We start from the raw sequence: 17,692 nt of genomic DNA, 5'->3' as shown, positions 1-17,692 counted from the left end.
GCAGATCAACCCGCGTCCCTCGCGGCTACCTCGGCCGCGCCGCGCCAGGAAACGATCAGGCCGGGTCTGGACGATCAGGCCGGGCTAGTAGGTGCACCGCGAGGTGAGCTCCGCGGCGGTCGAGACGGGGGCCGAGGCGGGGGCGGTGTCGGCCGGCGCGGTGGGCCCGCCGGAGGCGGCGCCCACGGACGCGCCCGCGGGTGAGCCCGCAGTGGTCGGCCCCGCGGTGCCGCCGGCGGCCGACGTCGGGGCAGCGGTGATCGTGTCCACCTCGAAGGAGGTGCCGAGAACGAGGTGCACCCGGCCGGCGGGAACTGCGGCGTCCTGCTGTAGCCGGCTGCCGGGCACGGCGGCCTGGACCGTCCGCGCGGCCTGCGCCGAACCCGGGTGGTACCGCACCTGCGTGATGCGCTGGACGCCCGCGGGCCAGGTTCGCGCCGGCCCGACCTGGAAGCCGGCCCGGTCCAGCGCGGCGGCGGCCGAGGTGGCCAGGCCGCCGATCCCGGCGCCGTTGTAGACGTCGACGGTCACCGTCGCCCGGGGCACCGTCGCCGGGAGCACCGTCGGCGACGGGCTCACCGCCGGGGCCGCGGTCCGGCCGGGCCGGCCGCGCAGCGGAGCGAGGAACCTCTCCAGCGCGATGGGCTCGTAAAGCTGCACGGAGCCGAAGCGAGGCAGCTCGCCCAGGGCGTTGCCACCCTCGGCCGGGGTGGGCGCGTGCACCGGGATCGTCTCGAACCGGATCTGGTCGGCGGACATGCCGCGCAGCCGCGTCGCGAGCGCGCGCAGATCGTTCATGCTCGTCCCGTCATCGACGGTGAGCGCCTTCGTCGCCGCGTGCAGCAGGTTCTCCAGCCGCACGGGGTTGGTGAGCACGCCGGAGGAGGTTGCCTGGGTGAACACCGCGCCGATGAACTGCTGCTGACGGCGGATGCGGTCGAAGTCGTTGTCCGGCAGGCCGTGGCGCTGCCGGACGAACGCCAGCGCCTGCTCCCCCGAGAGCCGGTTCTCGCCGATCCGGCCACGCCACTGCGACCACGGGTCGTACAGGTTCGACCGGCCCCCGCCGGGCAACGGCTTGACGCACACGGTGACCCCGCCGACGGCGTCGGTCATCTCCTTGAAGCCGGCGAGGTCGATCGAGACGTAATGGTCGATCCTGATGTCGGTGAGGTTCTCGATCGTCCTGATCAACAGACTGGGGCCACCGATGGTGATCGCCGAGTTGATCTTGCCGCGGCCGTGCCCGGGGATGCGCACCAGGGTGTCGCGGGGAAACGAGACCATCGTCGTCGTACCGTTCGCGTCGAGATGGGCCAGCATGGTGGTGTCGGACCGCTCGTCGGTCACCGCACCCTGGCTTTCGTACTCGCCGCCGGTGCCGGCCCGGCTGTCCGAACCGACCAGCAGGAAGTTGCGGGTACCGGAGGCGGCGTCCGCCGGCCGGTCGTCGCCGAGGCCGAGCCGGATACGGTGGATCTGCGCGCCGAAGTACTCGTAGGCGGTCCAGCCGCCCACCGTGGTCACCAGGATCAGGGCGGAAAGCGCGGCGGCGAGCAGGATGACCAGTCGACCGAGCGGTGAGCGCTCCCGCCGAGCGTCGTGCACGATGTGTCCCGCCCACGCGGCCCGGCGAGAGCCCGGGGATCGGCGAGCCCGGGACCCCCGGCGGGTCCGCGCGGCACGACCCTCCGCCCGCGGATCGCCCGGTGGACGCGGCGGCGCCTCGGTCACCGTGTCCCCCTCCCAGGCGGCCGGAGATTTCTCGCGGGCATGGCTCGATCAGCCGGCCGGTCAGCGTCCCGGCCAGGCTGGCCGTAGCGAACCCTTCGACTACTCAACGTACCCGTATCGGGTGGCGCACACTCGTCACCAACGCGTTGCGTAGGAAAGACGGGCCACCGCGGGGGACCTACGACCCGCCAACCGGGCAAAGGGGACCGGCAACGGGGATCAGTCCCATCCGATGACAGCCGCCACACCTGCTGTTACTTTCGGTCACTTCGGGGGCGACGCGATAGGGTTTCGGATCATGAAGGCCCTCGTCCTCGCCGGTGGCTCGGGAACGCGTCTGCGGCCGATCACGCACACGTCCGCCAAGCAGTTGGTCCCGGTGGCGAACAAACCGGTGCTCTTCTACGGCCTTGAGGCCATCCGGGATGCCGGGATCGTGGACGTCGGCATCATCGTCGGCGAGACCGCCGCCGAGATCGAGGCGGCGGTCGGCGACGGCGCGGCGTTCGGGATCCGCGTGACCTACATCCACCAGGACGCGCCCCTCGGACTCGCGCACGCGGTTCTCATCGCCCGCGACTTCCTCGCCGACGAACCGTTCGTCATGTACCTCGGGGACAACCTCATCATCGGCGGCATCGCCAGCCTGGTCTCGGAGTTCCGACGTAACACCCCGGACGCGCTGATTCTCCTCACGAAGGTGGACAATCCCTCCGCCTTCGGCGTCGCGGAGCTCGGCGCGGAGGGCCGCATCGTTCGGCTCGTCGAGAAGCCGCTGGTCCCGCCGAGCGACCTCGCGCTCGTCGGCGTCTACATGTTCGGTACCGCCGTGCACGAGGCGGTGCGCGCGATCAAACCGTCGGCCCGCGGTGAGCTGGAGATCACCGAGGCCATCCAGTGGCTGGTCGACGGCGGCTACGAGGTCGCCTCCCACCTCGTCGAGGGCTACTGGAAGGACACCGGCCGGCTGGCCGACATGCTGGAGACCAACCGGCACCTGCTGGAGTCCATCGAGCCGGCGATCCACGGCACCGTGGACGCCGACAGCTCGATCGTGGGCCGGGTCGTGATCGAGGACGGCGCCTCGCTCGTCCGCTCCACCGTGCGCGGCCCGGCCATCATCGGGCGTGGGACCACCCTGGTCGACACGTACGTGGGCCCGTTTACCTCGATCTTCCATTCGTGCACGATCGAACGCACCGAGATCGAGTACTCGATCGTTCTGGAGCGGGCGACCATCCGCGGAATCGGGCGGATCGAGGACTCACTGATCGGCCGGGACGTCGAGGTCGTGCCCTCGGCCGCCCTGCCCAAGGCGCACCGGCTCATGCTGGGCGACCACTCCCGTGTCTCGGTCGCCACGACGGGCACCTGACCCCGCCGCGGTCTCACACCCTGGTGGCATCGTCCGGGCTCGGCGGCCGGTTGCGGGAGGCTGGGTGCGCCCGCGGTGTCGGAGCCGGTCGACAACCTCCTGCCATCGCGTTGGCCGTCATCCGTCCTAGTCCTGCGGGCCCGACCGCGCCGTGACGGGGCCGCCGGGGGACGTCGCCGCGGTCGGGTCGACGGCGGCGGCCGACGGTTGCGTGGGGGTGACCGCGGCGACCTTGGAGTCGGAGTCAGGGCCGGCTGCGGAGTCGGAGGCGGGGGCGGCCGGTCGCTGCCAAGCGCCGGCGCCGGCGCCGGCGATCGTGCCGGCGAACAGCAGCGCGGCCAGAACGAACACGGCGATCGTCACCCCAACCGGGAACGGCGCCCACCGGCCGATCGCCGACACCACGTCCGGAATCCGTGCCGGGGTGAACGAGACCCGGCGCGGCAACCAGTAGTAGGAGCAGATCGCGAGCAGCGCCGCGCCCTGCATGAGCAGCGCGCCGACCAGCAGGACCAGCGGGGCCAGCCGTTCACGGCCGGGCAACGCCCGGCGCAGGCCGAGGGCGACCACGACCCCCAGCCCGACCAGACCGAGGTAGAGATAACGGCCCTGGACGGCGATCCCACGGGTGTACCGCTGGTACTCCGCCCAGCTGCGCTGGCCGACCTCGAGGTACGCGAACGCGACCGGCAGCAGCAGGACCACCACCCCGGCCGCGAGCGACAGGCGCTCGGGCCGGGCGGATCGCCGACGGCCGACGACCGCCGTCACGCTCAGCCCGACGACGGCGACGGTGGCGAGCACGATCGCGATCGGGGAAAGCTGCGGCGGCTCGAACAGTCCCAGGCCGCCCCAGAACCGCGAGATCATCGTGCGGAAGAAGTACCAGAACCAGGTCAGGAACGAGTCGGGGAGCAGCAGCGGCTCCCGCCGCGGCGGGTTGGTCGCCCAGCCGTTGGGCTGGACGGCGTCGTACAGCAGGTAGTTACGGACCCACCACCAACCGCCGAGCGCGAGACCGAGGCCGACGGCCAGCAGCGCGGGAATCCATGGCAAGGAGCCGACGACGATCCGCAGCCGACGCCACCCGCGCACGCCGGTCTCCGCCGCGCCCGCCGCGTCGGCCGCGCCCGCCGCCCGACCGCGCCACCATCCGACCAGGTAGGCCGCGACGATCATGGCTGGCAGGGTGAGCGCGAACGCCTTGGACAGCAGCGCGAGCCCCAGCCACAGCCCGGCCCACAGGGCGGTGCGCCGACGCAGGTCGCCCCGCAGCACCCCGGCCAGGACCACGGTGAGCCCGCCGGTGGTGAGCATGAGGATGCCGTCGTTGTTGAAGGTGGCGCCGACCCGGGTGAACCCCGGAATCGCCAGCGGGAGGGCGGCCGCGGCGAGTGCCGAGGGCTCTCCGAGACCGAAGCGGCGGGCGGCGAGCCAGGCCAGCAACGGCAGCGGCGCGACGACCAGGATGTTCAGTAGACGCAGTACGAAGACCTGCTGGTCATAGGCCCAGTCGCCGGAGCCGGGCAGGGCGCGCAGCACCACCGCCCCCACAGCGTAGATCAGGGGTGGATGCTGCACCATCTGGTTGGACAGACGCCCGTCGTCGACCGGCGTCGGGCCGCCGAGGGCGTCGAAGGACTTCCGCTGGTCGCGCGGTGTCGGGTCGATCTCCGCGAACGGCGCGGCCCCGCGCCGCTTTCCCCCGGACTGGAACATGTCCTGGTAGCGGCCCCGGTCGAAGTCGTCCGAGGTCGCCGCCACCCCGGTGGCGATCATCTTCTCGCCGGGGGCGGGCCAGCCGGCTCCGTGCTGCAGCCCGTAGACCATGTCGACGTGCTGGGCCTCGTCGTAGCCCGTCCAGGTGGGGTACACGAAGGCGTAGCTGAGCAACATCGCCAGGTGGACCGCGGTGATGAGCACCAGCAGCAGCGGCCCCCGCCGCGCGAGGCGCGCGAGGCGGCTCGGCCTCGGCCCGGTCGTGCCGGCAGCGGCCGGTTCCGCGGTGCCGGTGCGTTCGGTGGGCGTCGTCTCCGGTTCATCCATGGTTGACGTCAGGGTAAACGACTGCTGCAGGAGTGCACTGAACAGTGCCGTTCCTGCCGCCTCGCCCCCCGATGCGGCAACCCGGTCGGACCGGCCGGAGCCACGCCGGGTCCCACTTCGCAGCCACCTGCCCCGCGGGCGGATCCTCCGGTCGGCCTCGCGGCTGACCGCCGGTCGCCGCGGGCGCGCCCCGGGGCAACGCGCAACCCCGAGCTCTCCCCCACACCAGGCCCACTGGTGCTCACCCACCAACGCACAACCCACCGGGAACGGTCTAATAGATGAACCAGTCCCTAAACCTCATCGCCACGACGTCATCATCACAACGGCCGCGGCGCGCGTTCCGACGGCAGCAACGACGAGGACCGCCTGACCGAGGAGGGTCCGCGACCCCGTGAGCCCCCACGCCCGTCCGGCGTCGCCGCCACCTGCTCCGCGTACCCCGCCCGATCTGCGGCGCTGGCACGAGGGAGCGCCGGCGCCGGATCCATCCGCGGCGCCCGCTCGGCCGCGACGGCCGGCACCGCCGCGCCCAGCACCACGGCAGCCAGCACCTCCGCAGCCAGCACCTTCGCGCCCAGCACCCCGGTGGCCAACACCCCCGCGCCCAGCACCACCACGCCCAGCACCACCACGCCCGGCACCACCCCAGCCATCGCAGCCCCGCCCAGCTCGGCCGGCTGGGCTGTACCGCCCGAGCAGCCCGCGCGGGCGGCCCGCACGCCAACGGCCACTGCCGCTGCCACCCGAGCTCGATCCCCGCCGCCCGCGCCGGCACCGCTCGTTCCTGCGCCGGCTGTCGCTTACCGTGACCGGGCTGCTGTCCGTGCTCGTCCTGGCACTGAGCTCGCTCGGCTGGGCCGCCTACCGGCACTTCGACGGCGCCATCACCCGGGTCAACTGGAACATCGACGGCGCCCGGCCGGCGGGCGCGGCCGGCGAGGAGAACATCCTGCTGCTCGGCGACGACAGCCGGGAGGGCACCGACGGGGAGTACGGCGTCGTCGACGGGGTGCGGTCGGACACGACGATCATCGCCCATTTCGCCAGGGACGGCTCCGCGACCCTGCTGTCCTTCCCCCGCGACATGCTCGTGCCCGTCGTGCCCCCCGAACGGGCCGAGGCCCGGGACGGTCGAGCGAAGCTGACCGAGGTGCTCCAGCTCGCCGACGTGCCCGGCCTGGTCACCACGTTGGAGTCGCTGACCGGCCTGAAGATCGATCACACGATCTCGATCAATCTCGCCGGGTTCCGCACGATGACCGACGCGGTGGGCGGCGTCACCGTCTGCGTGACGCCGTTGCCCGACGGAAGCACCCGCAACCTGCATGACGCGATGTCCGGCTGGAACGGTCATCTCGGGGAGAACCGTCTGAACGGCGAGCAGGCGCTCGCCTTCGTCCGCACCCGCTACGCCCTCGGCGACGAACGGCTGCGAGTCCTGCGCCAGCAGCAGTTCCTCGCCAAGCTCCTGGCGACGGCGACCGGCGCGGGCGTGCTCACCAACCCGGCGAAGATCACCGCCCTGCTCGGCGCGGTCGGCGGGGCGCTCAGGGTGGACGCGGGACTCGACCAGACCGCTCTGCTCACCCTCGCGAAGCGAGCCAGCGGGCTGAGCTCCGGCGGGGTCCGCTTCGTCACGGTCCCCACCCGGGTGGCCCTGCCGGCCGACGGCGCCGTCGACGGGATGGGGACCGTCCCACCACACGGCGCCGTGCTGGTCGCCGATCAGGCCGGCCTCGCCCAGGTGCTGGCGCCGCTGCGGCCCGCGGGTACGACCCGGCCGGCCACGGCGCCGCCCCCCGAACCAGCCGGGACCGCCGCCGGCCCCGCAGGGACCACCATCAGCCCCGCCGACATCGGCGTCCGACCCGCCGATGTCAGCGTCGGCTCCGCCGGTGTCAGCGTCGGACCCGCCGGTGTCAGCGTCGGACCCGCCGATGTCAGCGTCGCCGCCGTCCGCAACGCCTCGGGGCGGACGGGGCTCGCCGCCGCCACAGTCGACGCACTGCGGTCGCTCGGATTCACTGGAGCGATGACGACGGCGACGACGACCGGTCAGGAACCGACCGAGATTCACTACCCTCCGGGCCACCAGGCCGCGGCACGCACCCTGGCCGCCCGGCTGCCCGGCGCCCTGCCCGTCGAGGACCCCGCCCGGGTCGGGGACGGACTCGTCGTCGTCCTCGGCACCGCGTTCGCCGGGCTGGCGGCAGCCACGCCGGCTGCTCCGGGCTCGGTGGGGACGGGTGCCGTCCCGACGACGACGGGCAGCGGCACGGTCGGCACGGCCACGCCGGCGCCCGTCAACACCTCCTGCACGCCGTGACCGGGGCGCCACCGCGGCTGGTGCCCGCGGCCCGACTGCTGGGATCGGCGGGCGCGGCCGGCACGCCGGACGGAGACGTTCCCGCGGGAGTGCGGGGCATCGCCGGACTGCTCGCCCATCGGCTCGCCACCGACCCGGCCCGGCCGCTGGTGACCTTCTACGACGACGCGACCGGCGAGCGGGTGGAGTTCTCCGCCATCACCCTGGACAACTGGATCGCCAAGACCGCGAACATGCTCGTCGACACCCTCGGCCTCGGTGCCGGCGACCGCATCGGCGTCGACCTGCCGACCCACTGGTTGGGCCTGGTCATCCCGCTCGCCGGCTGGCTGGCGGGGCTGGAGGTCGTCCTCGCCGACGCCGGCGCGCGTGCCCTGGCCGCGGACGCGTCGCTGCCACCGGCGACCCGCCTCGGCGCGTTGTTCGTAGCCGAGGACCGGCTCGACGCGACCGCAGGCCTGGTGGTCGACGAGACGGTGGCCCTGTCGCTGCGCCCGCTGGGCGGCCGGATGCTACGACCCGTCCCCGGCGTGCTGGACTACTCCGCCGAGGTTCCCCCGCACGGCGACCGGTTCGCTCCGCCGCCGCCCCCACCGGAGCAGGCCGAACTGCTGCGGGCCGGCGCGCGGGTCGCGACGGCCTGGGGACTCGGTCCCGCCGACCGGGTCCTGTCCACCGCGCCGCCGGCCACGGCCGAGGGGCTCCTCGGCGGGCTGCTCGCCCCGCTGGTGGCGGGCGCGTCGATGGTGCTCTGCCGCCACCTCGACCCCGCGGCGCTCACCCGTCGGATCGACAGCGAGCGGATCACCGCCATCGCCGCCGCACCAGCCTCGATCGGCGGACCGGGGGCGGCCGGCGCCGGGGACGGGGCCGGCGCCGAGGCCAACCCACCCACGGGCCCGGGCGTGCGGACACTCCAGCTCCCCCACCTCGGGTGATGCCCGCTCGGGCCGACGTGGCCGCCGACACCGCAGGGTAGTGACTACTCTCGCCAGCCGGTGGCTCCCGGTGCGCGACAGCGGGGCGCAGGGGATCCACGCCGATCCCCTGCGCAGCGGAGGTGCCGATCGTGAGCAGGTCCACTGATCCGCGGATCAGCGTCATCGGCACGGGTTACCTCGGTGCGACCCACGCCGTGTGCATGGCCGAGCTGGGCTTCGACGTCATCGGCGTCGACATCGACACCCGCCGGGTCCGGCGGTTGTCCGCCGGGGAGGTGCCGTTCTACGAGCCGGGTCTCGAGGCGCTGCTGCGCAAGAACCTCGAGGCCGGCCGGCTCACGTTCACGGGTTCGCTGGCCGAGGCGGTCGAGCGGGCCGACGTGCACTTCGTCTGCGTCGGCACGCCCCAGCGGCCCGACAGCGGCGCGGCGGACCTGCGCCACGTCGACGCGGCGGTGAGCGGCCTGATCACCGCGGGGCTCGGTCCGGACGACCTCGTGGTCGGCAAGTCGACGGTGCCCGCGGGAACGGCCACCCGCCTCGCGGCGAGGCTCGCGGCCGGCGCGCCCGGCGCCGAGCTCGCCTGGAATCCCGAGTTCCTCCGGGAGGGCTTCGCCGTCGACGACACCCTACGGCCGGACCGGCTGGTCTTCGGGGTCGCCCCACGGGGCATGGCGGAGCGACGGTTGCGAGCGGTCTACGCCCAGATGATCGGCGACGATGTCCCGGTCGTCGTCACCGACCTCACCACCGCCGAGCTTGTCAAGGTCGCCGCGAACGCCTTCCTCGCCACCAAGATCTCCTTCATCAACGCCATGGCCGAGGTGTGCGAGGCGACCGGCGGCGATGTCGTCGAACTGGCCGGTGCACTGGCGCACGACGCCCGGATCGGGCACCGCTTCCTGCAGGCCGGCATCGGATTCGGTGGCGGCTGTCTGCCCAAGGACATCCGGGCGTTCCAGGCCCACGCGGACGAGCTGGGCGTCGGCCGGGCCCTGGCATTCCTCGGCGAGGTCGACGCCGTCAACATCCGGGCGCGGGCACGCGCGGTGGCGCTGACCCGGGAGGTCCTGGGCGACTCGCCGGCGAACCGGACGGTGGGGGTGCTCGGCGCCGCGTTCAAACCCAACTCCGACGACATCCGCGACTCGCCCGCCCTGGAGGTGGCCGAGGCGCTGCGCCGGGCCGGAGCCCACGTGTCGGTCTACGATCCGGCCGCGGTGGAGAACGGGCGGGCCTGTCACCCGAACCTGTGCTTCGCCGACTCGGTGGTCGGCGCGGTGGCCGGTGCCGAGGTCGTGCTCGTGCTCACCGAGTGGCACGAGTTCCGGGAGCTCGATCCGGCCGTGCTGCGACCACACGTCGCGCGACCCGTCGTCATCGACGGGCGCGGCGCCCTCGATCCGCATCGGTGGCGGGCAGCCGGCTGGACCTACCGGGCCCTGGGCCGGCCGCCACGATGACCGTGACCGATCACCTCGCGCCGCGCGGTCAGGCCGGGACCTCCACCAGCCCACCCGTCTCGACCTGGTAGACGAAGCCGCGCACCGAGGTCGTGGACTGCAGGAACGGCGAGGAGCGCAGGATGCGCAGCGAAAGGCGCACGTCGTCCTCCACGTTGGCGAACGCCTGGACCGACCACTCGGGACGCACGCCGGTGTCCCGCTCCAACTGGTCCCGGAAGCCGTCGTCGGTGATCTTCTCCAGGCCGCACCCGGTGTGGTGCAGGAGGATGATCTCCGTGGTGCCAAGCACGTTCTGGCTGACCGCGAGCGAGCGCACGACGTCCGTGGTGATGACGCCGCCGGCGTTGCGCAGGATGTGCGCGTCCCCCTCGGTCAGGCCGAACAGCGACTCGACGTTGATCCGGGCATCCATGCACGCGACGACCGCGACGCCCAGGCGCGGACGCGCTGCCGGGGAGGCGGGCAGCCCGGCCTCCTGGCGCCGGGCCGGATTCCCGGCCGCGTGGGTCAGCAGCAGCTCCGTCACGGTGGCCGTGCCGCCCACCGGTCCCGCCGGACGGACCCGGTCGGCGTGCGCGTCGGCGGCCGCCTCGGCCGCCTCGGCTGGGCTCTGGTACTCGGTCGACGTCGTCATCAGCCGCGCGACCGACTGGTGAAGGAGATCATGGTGGTCCATCCTCCCGATCGATGGTGACCGTGCTCCCGTGCTGTCAACTGCCGTGTTGTCAACTGCCGTGTTGTCAGGATGCCGGCCACCTACCCACCTTCGTCGATGTTCCCCACATTCGGCTAGGTTGCGCCACTCACGTTGCCGGTCGCAGCGAGACGGTCGCATCACTCATCGTAGGACGGGGAACACCTCCTCAGTGCCCCCACCACACCTCGGTAAGTTTTCGGTCACCGCTCGCAGTCGAGGTCCCGGCCCCGGTCCCGGCGAGGGTCGCCGGGCCAACCCCGTCCGAGGGGGTGGCCCCGAACCCAGGGGGAGGCAGCCGGTACTCTCCTCGGGTGGTAAGAATCGAACGAGGTCGCGTGTGGTGAGGCACCGGCAGTCACGCTCGCCGATGCAGGTACTCATCCACGAGATGGGCAAGTTCGGGCTGGTCGGCGGCGTCTGCTATGCCATCGACTTCCTGGTTTCGAACCTGTGTCACACGCTCCTCGGAATGGGTCCACTCAGCGCGAAGACCGTCTCCACGGTGGTTGCGGCCACCTTTTCGTACATCGGAAACCGGCAGTGGTCTTTCAACCACCGCGCCCGGACCGGTCTGCGCCGCGAGTACACCCTCTTCGTGATCCTGAATACCGTCGGACTGCTGATCGCGCTCGGCTGCCTCGGGTTCGCCCGGTACGTGCTGGACCTGCGAGGCGTGCTCGCCTTCAACCTGTTCGGCAACGTCATCGGCACCGGCCTGGGCACGGTGTTCCGCTTCTGGGCGTACAAGAAGTGGGTGTTCCTACACCCCGACCACCCCAAGGCCGTCGTGAACACCGGCGCCGACCAGGAGAACCACCGTCCGATCCCGGAGCACGCCGGCCGGCTCTGACCGCCGTCCCACCCCGGTAGCCGGCCTGCTCCGAGGCGACTGCCGTGCGTCACCATCCAGGACCGCGATGCCGCACGGGCGGTCCGTCAGCTGGCATCGCCCACCAGAGTTGATCATGCCTGTAGGCCCTACCGCCCGGCGGGCGTGGCCGCGGCGGGACAATCCCGGCTCGGCTCGGAGCTCCCGGCTCGGCTCGGGACGGCCCACCGATGGGCACCCCAATCCGGACCCGCCGCTTCGGCCTCGACGCGTCCCACCGCACGTCCGGTGGGTACCACGAATGGTTGTACGTCGCAGGCCGGCCGCCCGACTGAAGGGCACGTCTGGTCCCGTCCGGACACCGGGAAGCTCCATCCGCGCACGTGCCAACCCGTACTCGAAGCATCCCTGGTGAGTTACGCTCTGCGGGCCCAACCGGTGCTGCGCGTTCGCGGTCATCTACCATGCGTCACTGTTCGACTCTCGGAACGCACGCGGCAGGCGCCGGCCGCCCCGCAGCCGTCGGGAGAACATGCCGTGACCCAGTCCTCGCTCGCGTCGCCGCGCCCGGGCGGCCGGCCTCGCGACGAGAGCCGGGACCACGCGATCCGATCGGCCACCCTGGACCTGCTCGCCGAACTCGGTTACGACGGCGTGACGATGGACCGGGTGGCCGCCCGCGCCCGCGCCGGCAAGGCCACGATCTATCGCCGCTGGCCGTCGAAACTGGCGATGGTGATGGACGCGATCAACGCCTTCGCCGAGGAACGCATGCCGACTCCCGACACGGGTTCACTGCGCCTCGACATCGTCGAGTTCCTGACTTCCTTTCACGAGGCCATCCGGGGCGGCCGCGGGCGGATCATCGCCGAACTGATCTCGGAGATGCCCCGCAATCCCGATCTGCGAAACGCGCTGCGTGGCGGGCTCTGGACACAACGCGAGGCGAGTTCCCACGCCATCGTCGAGCACGCGATCGCCCGCGGGGAACTCCGCCCGGACATCGATCACGCGATACTCATGGAGATCGGCACCGCCATCATCCTGCAGCGTGTGCTCCTCACCGGCGAGACTGTCGACCGGCCGTTCCTGGAATCGATCGTGGACGACATCGTCATCCGTTACGCCGCCTGATCCCATCCACAGCGCCGGGGGACTGCACCGGCACCACCGGTCCACCCCGGCCGGCCCACGTGAACCGGCGTGAGTCCCGCGGTCGGGCGGACCGCCGCCGGCGATCGCCTCCACGAGGGCGGGAGGGGGCGACCCGACCCCGTGGGCCTGTCGAGAAGGCGACCCCCCCTTCGTTCCAGCAGCAAAGGCCCTACCATCAGCAGCGGGCCCGATCTGGGGCGGAAGTCGCGGTTTATCCTGTCCCAGCCGCGGTGGGCGCGGGCGGAGCGAGGGGACCGGCCAACACAGGGCTGCCCCGACCGCTGGCGGGCAGGGACGGGGCGCGACGCCGGGGGCGCCTTCGCGCGGCACAGGAGGATCTCATGCAGTCACCGGGCCTAGGCCCCCAGGACCCGGACGCCGAGACCCAGCGGGTACACGGCACACCGGCCGGTTTCCACCCGGACCCGGCTGACCCGGGCGGCGCCGCGCCGTACGACGACGCGGAGCGGACTCGTCTGGCCGGCGAGGATTCCGGCAGCCAACGACCGGGCCAGGCTGATGGTTGGCCGACGGTCGTCCAGCCGCCCGCGGGCCCGGGATTCCCGCCCGTCGCGGCGGGCCGCCCGCGCAACGATCCCTACGGCCAGACGGAGCCCCACGCTCCGGCCAGCCCCTACGGCCAGACGGCGCCCTACGGCCCGGCAGATCCCCGCGGCCACCGGGATCCCTACGGACGTGACGATCCCCAAGGTGGCCCGGATCCCTACGGTCGTGGCGGGCCCCAACAGGGCGAGGACGAATACGGCGAAGAGGCGCAGACTCGGATACTTCCTGACGGCGCGGGCAGTGGATGGCCGCCGGGAACGTCCGCCGGACAGGGTCGAAGCCCGGCTCCGGAGGAGTACCCGCCGACCGCCGCCTACCCGCCGGCAGGGGGCTACGGCGCGGCGTCGGGGGCCGGCGGCCCGAGCGGTCCTGCCAGCGGCGGCTACGGCGGCTCACCCGGCTACCCACCCACCGGATACCCACCGCCGGGTGGCTACGCGCAACCGGCCGCGGGCTACGACCAGGGCTACCAGCAGCAGGGCTACCAGCAGGGGTACCCGGGGCCCGGCTATCAGGAGCAGGGCTACCAGCAGGGTTACCAGCAGCAGGGCTATCCGGCGGCCGGTGGCTACCAGCAGGGCTACCCGCCGGCCGGGGCGTACGGGGCGTACCCGCCGGCCGGTACCGGACCCGCGGGTGGGCCTCGGCCCGGCGGCTCCGGTCGCCGACGGGCGGTCATCATCGGCGCGGCCGTCGTCGTCGTGCTGCTCCTCATCATCATCCCGGTCGTGCTGCTCACCGGCGGGTCCGACGACGGGAAGCCGGCGGCGGCCGACTCGGTCTCACCCAGCGCGCCGCCGACCGCGCCGGCGAGCCCCTCCGCCACGCTCTCGTCCTCACCGAGCCCGTCACCGAGCGCGTCACCCAGCGCATCCTCGACGCTCACCCCGGCCGAGAACGAGCTGGTCGCCAAGCTGGACTCGTCGGCGATGACCGACTGCAAGCCCAACAGGGATGCGGAGAGCGACCACATCCTGGCCGCGCTCTTCTGCGACTCCGACGACGGCAAGGTCGTCGCCGCCTACGCCTACGCCACCGCCGGTGACCTCACCAGCGACGTCGACGTCCGCAAGTCCTTGGCCACCGCTCCGGGCGGCACGTGCAAGACCGGCGGCAGCGAGGTCTTCACCTGGAACTTCGACCAGGGAAAGACCCAGGGCACCGCCGTCTGCACGGTCCGGGACAGCAGTCACTTCATCTTCTGGTCCTACGACGACAAGCTGGTCTCGTTCATGGCGACCGGAACCGACGGCGTCGCTTTGTATGAATGGTGGAGCGGGTTCGATCCGGTGCCGCAGAGCTGATCCGGCCGGGGCGCGCTGTCGCGCCGCAAGCCTGCTGCCACGCGTCCGGGCGGGTGGCGATAGGGCCGCATTTGTTGTGCAGTAGCCCAATACCACCGGTATTCGCAGGGTGGTGCGCCTACTCTGGGGACCGCAACCGTCACCCATCTCGGGAGGAACCGTGCCGAGCCCCGGCTATGGCGACGACGAGACGTCGCGCTCACCCGAGCAGTCGCCACCGGGGCCGCGCCTCGGCGACGATCCGGACTCGGGCTCGGACCTCGACGATGCCCAACGCACCATGCCTCCCGGGGGCCTCGCCCCGGCAGGACCCGCCCCGGCAGGACCCGGCGACCGGTTCGGGGCCGACCCGGCGAGCGGCGCGGGCCGGGCGGGCGCGGCCCCGGACCCGCTGCGCCAGGGCCCCGGGCCTGGGCACGTCTCATGGCCGCCGCCCTACGCGGGACCGGGCTCACCGCTCGGTGACCCGGCAGCCGACACCGCCGCGCGCGGGCCGGCCTACCCGCCCGGCCCGCCCATCCCGTCGGCACCGCCCCGGTTCGGCGGCCTGACCGGTCCGGGCGGGCCACCCGGCCCGTTGGCCTCCGCAGTACCCGCCTGGCCGTCACCGCCGGCGCCGCCCGCCGCCCCGCCTCGGACCGGGCCGGTCGGGCCGGTCGGGCCGGTCGGGCCGGTCGGGCCGGTCGGGCCGGTCGGGCCGGTCGGGCCGGTCGGGCCGGGGAGCTTCCCAGCGCCCACGCCCGGCGTTGGATCCGGATCGAGCTCCCCGACCGGGCCCGGCGGTCCACGGGAGTCCGTCGGACCGCCCGGGCAGCCTGGACAGGTGCCCATCACCGGTCTACCCGGGGCCGTCGGCTCGGAGCCGCGTCCGCCCGGGCCACCGGCTCCCCCGGGTCCGCCCGGCGGACTGGCCGGACCGCCCGGTCCGCTCTACTACGCTCCGCCGATCAGACCCGGTTCCCTCCCACCCGGCGCAGCAGGGGCACCCGGGACACCCACGCCCGGCCCCCCGCCGGTCGGCTTTCCCGGGAGCCTCACCCCGCCGGCCGACCCCGCCTTCACCGCCCGACCGCTCCCCGCCGGCCCCGGAGGCACTCCCACACCAGGCTCCGACCTCGGCGGACCGGCCTCGCCCGGCGCTGCGCCAGGGCTTGGTCCCAGCGGCACGGTCCCGCCCTGGGAGGGTGACGGTGACCTCACCTACCGGCTGACCCCACCCAGCTCGACCGTTCCCGGACGTCCGGGTGTCCGGCCGCCCGCCGGTCCCCAGCCCGGACCCGCCCACCAGGTGAACGAGCCCAGGGGAAGCCTGGTCGGCGACGGCGACGGCGACGGCGACACGACCTTCCTCGGACCGTTCGGGGCCCGCGGTGGAGCCACCGGACCCGCCGGCGGTGCGCGCGACACGCCCACCGGCCCTGGCCCCGGCCCTGGCCCCGGCCCCGGCCCTGGCCCCGGCCCCGGCCCCGGCCCCGGCCCCGGCCCCGGAGTGTCCAGCGCCGCCGGAACGGTGACCCCGGATGTTGGCGCGTTCGACGCCGCGAGGGCCGCTGGCGCTGCCCGGGGTGGCGGCGCTCCCCCGCCCGGCTTTCCCACGCCCGGGCCGATCGGCGGGTACCCGCCGCCGGCCGGCGCCGGTCCCCGTGCGGTGCCGGAGCACCGTCCCGTGCCCTATGGCCCGTTCCCGGCCGGGGCCGGTCCGAACGGGTTCCCGCCGGGCGCGGTACCCGGCCGCGACAACGCCTTCCCCCTGCCCGCCGCCCCCACCGCGCCCGTCCCGGACAGGGGTCGCCCGGCGTCCCTGCCGGGCCTGTTGCCCGGACTGCCGCCACCGGCCGGCGACGGCTCCGAGCCCACGGCCGGTGGAGCCCGGGAGGGCGCCCGCCGGCCCGCAGCCGACCGGAACAAGGTGCTGGTCGACCGGCGCCTGTTGATCGGGTGCGGCGGGTTGCTGCTGGTCCTGGTGATCGTGTTCGGAGTCCTGGCGTTCACCGGGGGCAACGGAGGCGGTGAGTCGACCACCGCCGCCCAGGGCCGCCCCGCGGGCGCCGGGACGGCCACCACGGGCACGGGGGCCGAGGCCGGGGGCGATCCGCGGGAGATCCTGCGATCTCTGCTCAATCCCGCCGTCATGACCGGTTGTACTGCTCCGGCACGCAGCGACAGCGCCTACGCCGACGCCACCCTCATCTGCAAAGCGCCGTCGGGGATGGAGGTCAGCGCGTTCCACTTCCCGAACCGTTCCGCACTGGATCGACAGATCGGCGCCCGGGAAACGTTCTACTTCGACGAAGGAAACTGCGACGACGGGCAGCAGAGCTCGGAACGGTGGAGCTCGCCCGCCGACGCTACCGGTGGCAGCCGCCTGTGCTACTTCTTCGCGAACAGGTTCTACGAGTTCTGGACGTACGACGACCATCTGATCGCCTTCTCCGCCGACGATCCGACGGCTGCTCGCATCAACGACTGGTGGCACTCGTTCACCCCGCTGCGCCGCTGAGTGACAATCGTTCGGGAGGGCGGACGGCATGCAGGATCCCGACGAGACCACCTCGCCGGAACCGGTCGACGACCCCGAGGGGTCGCTGGTCGGGGACGGGGATCACCGCGCTGCGGGCACCGGCGGCGGACGGCGGCGAGCCGTTGTGGCCGGCCTCGCCGGCGCGGTCATCATCGGTGCGGGCGTCGCCGTCGGGCTGCTGGTGAGCGGCGGTTCGGATCAGGCCTCCACCGGGCGGCCCGCCCCGAGCACCGCCGTTTCGGGTTCTGATCGTTCCAGCGGCGGCCGCACGGTCGGGAGCCCGGCGCCGAGCGTGACGTTCGATCCGGCCGATGCCCGGCTGCTGGCCTCGCTGCGGCCGTTCGCGGTCACCGACTGCCGGGCCGCCCCTCGTGATGGTGACGGGGTGGCGGCGGCGTTGACCTGCGCCCCCGGGGTCTCGACCGAGACCCCGGCGCCGGCGCGGCTGTCGGTCCTGCGGTACCGGGACGCTGCCGCGCTGCAAGGCGACGTCGAACGCCGGTCGGCGAAGCTCACCGACGCCGGGGACTGCGCCCGGGGTCAGACCAGCATCGAGCGTTGGGCCCACAGCGCTCGGCGCCGCGGCACCTTCCTCTGCACGGCCGAGGCGGACCGGTTCGCGGTGTTCTGGACCGTGGACGACGAGTTGGTCGGCTTCGCCACCGAGGATCCCGATGCAGGCCGGCTCCTGGCCTGGTGGCGCGAGTACGACCCGCTCTGAACAGAGC

Annotated in this window: 13 protein-coding genes; 9 read left to right on the top strand and 4 right to left on the bottom strand. The window is 73.4% G+C overall.

Annotated elements, in window-relative coordinates:
- Positions 1–84: 84 nt before the first annotated feature.
- Positions 85–1,608 (bottom strand): LCP family protein, encoded by a 1,524-nt coding sequence (locus FRAAL_RS05365; protein ID WP_011602430.1) that lies wholly within the window; start codon positions 1,606–1,608, stop codon positions 85–87.
- Between the two features lie 424 nt (positions 1,609–2,032).
- Here FRAAL_RS05365 and FRAAL_RS05360 point away from each other — a divergent pair, with 424 nt between their 5' ends.
- Complete coding sequence (locus FRAAL_RS05360; RefSeq protein ID WP_041938879.1) at positions 2,033–3,109, top strand: glucose-1-phosphate thymidylyltransferase; 1,077 nt, start codon at positions 2,033–2,035, stop codon at positions 3,107–3,109.
- A 126-nt stretch (positions 3,110–3,235) separates the two neighbouring features.
- Here FRAAL_RS05360 and FRAAL_RS05355 read toward each other — a convergent pair whose 3' ends face one another.
- Positions 3,236–5,155 (bottom strand): glycosyltransferase family 39 protein, encoded by a 1,920-nt coding sequence (locus FRAAL_RS05355; RefSeq protein WP_011602428.1) that lies wholly within the window; start codon positions 5,153–5,155, stop codon positions 3,236–3,238.
- A gap of 320 nt (positions 5,156–5,475) precedes the next feature.
- Positions 5,476–5,901 carry a hypothetical protein gene (locus FRAAL_RS35740; RefSeq protein WP_157734200.1) on the bottom strand — a complete coding sequence of 142 codons (426 nt, stop codon included), beginning with the start codon at positions 5,899–5,901 and terminating at the stop codon, positions 5,476–5,478.
- A 62-nt stretch (positions 5,902–5,963) separates the two neighbouring features.
- Here FRAAL_RS35740 and FRAAL_RS05345 point away from each other — a divergent pair, with 62 nt between their 5' ends.
- The 3 genes from FRAAL_RS05345 (at position 5,964) to FRAAL_RS05335 (ending at position 9,888) form a co-directional block, all read left to right on the top strand.
- Positions 5,964–7,484 carry an LCP family protein gene (locus FRAAL_RS05345; RefSeq protein ID WP_011602426.1) on the top strand — a complete coding sequence of 507 codons (1,521 nt, stop codon included), beginning with the start codon at positions 5,964–5,966 and terminating at the stop codon, positions 7,482–7,484.
- Positions 7,481–8,422 (top strand): TIGR03089 family protein, encoded by a 942-nt coding sequence (locus FRAAL_RS05340; RefSeq protein ID WP_011602425.1) that lies wholly within the window; start codon positions 7,481–7,483, stop codon positions 8,420–8,422. Before FRAAL_RS05345 ends, FRAAL_RS05340 begins: the two co-directional genes overlap by 4 nt.
- A gap of 122 nt (positions 8,423–8,544) precedes the next feature.
- Positions 8,545–9,888, top strand: a complete 1,344-nt coding sequence (locus FRAAL_RS05335; protein WP_011602424.1) for a UDP-glucose dehydrogenase family protein — start codon at positions 8,545–8,547, stop codon at positions 9,886–9,888.
- A gap of 28 nt (positions 9,889–9,916) precedes the next feature.
- Here FRAAL_RS05335 and FRAAL_RS05330 read toward each other — a convergent pair whose 3' ends face one another.
- Positions 9,917–10,567 (bottom strand): beta-class carbonic anhydrase, encoded by a 651-nt coding sequence (locus tag FRAAL_RS05330; protein ID WP_173402677.1) that lies wholly within the window; start codon positions 10,565–10,567, stop codon positions 9,917–9,919.
- A 388-nt stretch (positions 10,568–10,955) separates the two neighbouring features.
- Here FRAAL_RS05330 and FRAAL_RS05325 point away from each other — a divergent pair, with 388 nt between their 5' ends.
- From FRAAL_RS05325 to FRAAL_RS05300, 5 genes are all read left to right on the top strand, one after another.
- Positions 10,956–11,438, top strand: a complete 483-nt coding sequence (locus FRAAL_RS05325; RefSeq protein ID WP_011602422.1) for a GtrA family protein — start codon at positions 10,956–10,958, stop codon at positions 11,436–11,438.
- Positions 11,439–11,828: 390 nt separating this feature from the next.
- Positions 11,829–12,551, top strand: a complete 723-nt coding sequence (locus FRAAL_RS05320) for a TetR/AcrR family transcriptional regulator (RefSeq protein ID WP_231861516.1) — start codon at positions 11,829–11,831, stop codon at positions 12,549–12,551.
- Positions 12,552–12,913: 362 nt separating this feature from the next.
- Positions 12,914–14,443, top strand: a complete 1,530-nt coding sequence (locus FRAAL_RS05315) for a hypothetical protein (RefSeq protein ID WP_011602420.1) — start codon at positions 12,914–12,916, stop codon at positions 14,441–14,443.
- Between the two features lie 1,666 nt (positions 14,444–16,109).
- Entirely contained in the window at positions 16,110–16,943 is an 834-nt protein-coding gene (locus tag FRAAL_RS05305) for a hypothetical protein (protein ID WP_083866709.1), read from the top strand.
- A gap of 28 nt (positions 16,944–16,971) precedes the next feature.
- On the top strand, positions 16,972–17,685 hold the full coding sequence (locus tag FRAAL_RS05300; protein WP_050997013.1) for a hypothetical protein: 714 nt from the start codon (positions 16,972–16,974) through the stop codon (positions 17,683–17,685).
- Positions 17,686–17,692 lie beyond the last annotated feature (7 nt).

The organism is Frankia alni ACN14a, from assembly GCF_000058485.1.
GTDB classification, from domain to species: domain Bacteria; phylum Actinomycetota; class Actinomycetes; order Frankiales; family Frankiaceae; genus Frankia; species Frankia alni.
This window is presented reverse-complemented; position numbering and strand designations above follow the sequence as displayed.

Excerpts from the sequence above, each read along its gene's own strand:
- FRAAL_RS05360 (WP_041938879.1), top strand. The coding sequence starts at position 2,033 with ATGAAGGCCCTCGTCCTCGCCGGTGGCTCGGGAACGCGTCTGCGGCCG.
- FRAAL_RS05355 (WP_011602428.1), bottom strand. The coding sequence starts at position 5,155 with ATGGATGAACCGGAGACGACGCCCACCGAACGCACCGGCACCGCGGAA.
- FRAAL_RS05330 (WP_173402677.1), bottom strand. The coding sequence starts at position 10,567 with ATGGACCACCATGATCTCCTTCACCAGTCGGTCGCGCGGCTGATGACG.
- FRAAL_RS05325 (WP_011602422.1), top strand. The coding sequence starts at position 10,956 with ATGCAGGTACTCATCCACGAGATGGGCAAGTTCGGGCTGGTCGGCGGC.
- FRAAL_RS05315 (WP_011602420.1), top strand. The coding sequence starts at position 12,914 with ATGCAGTCACCGGGCCTAGGCCCCCAGGACCCGGACGCCGAGACCCAG.
- FRAAL_RS05300 (WP_050997013.1), top strand. The coding sequence starts at position 16,972 with ATGCAGGATCCCGACGAGACCACCTCGCCGGAACCGGTCGACGACCCC.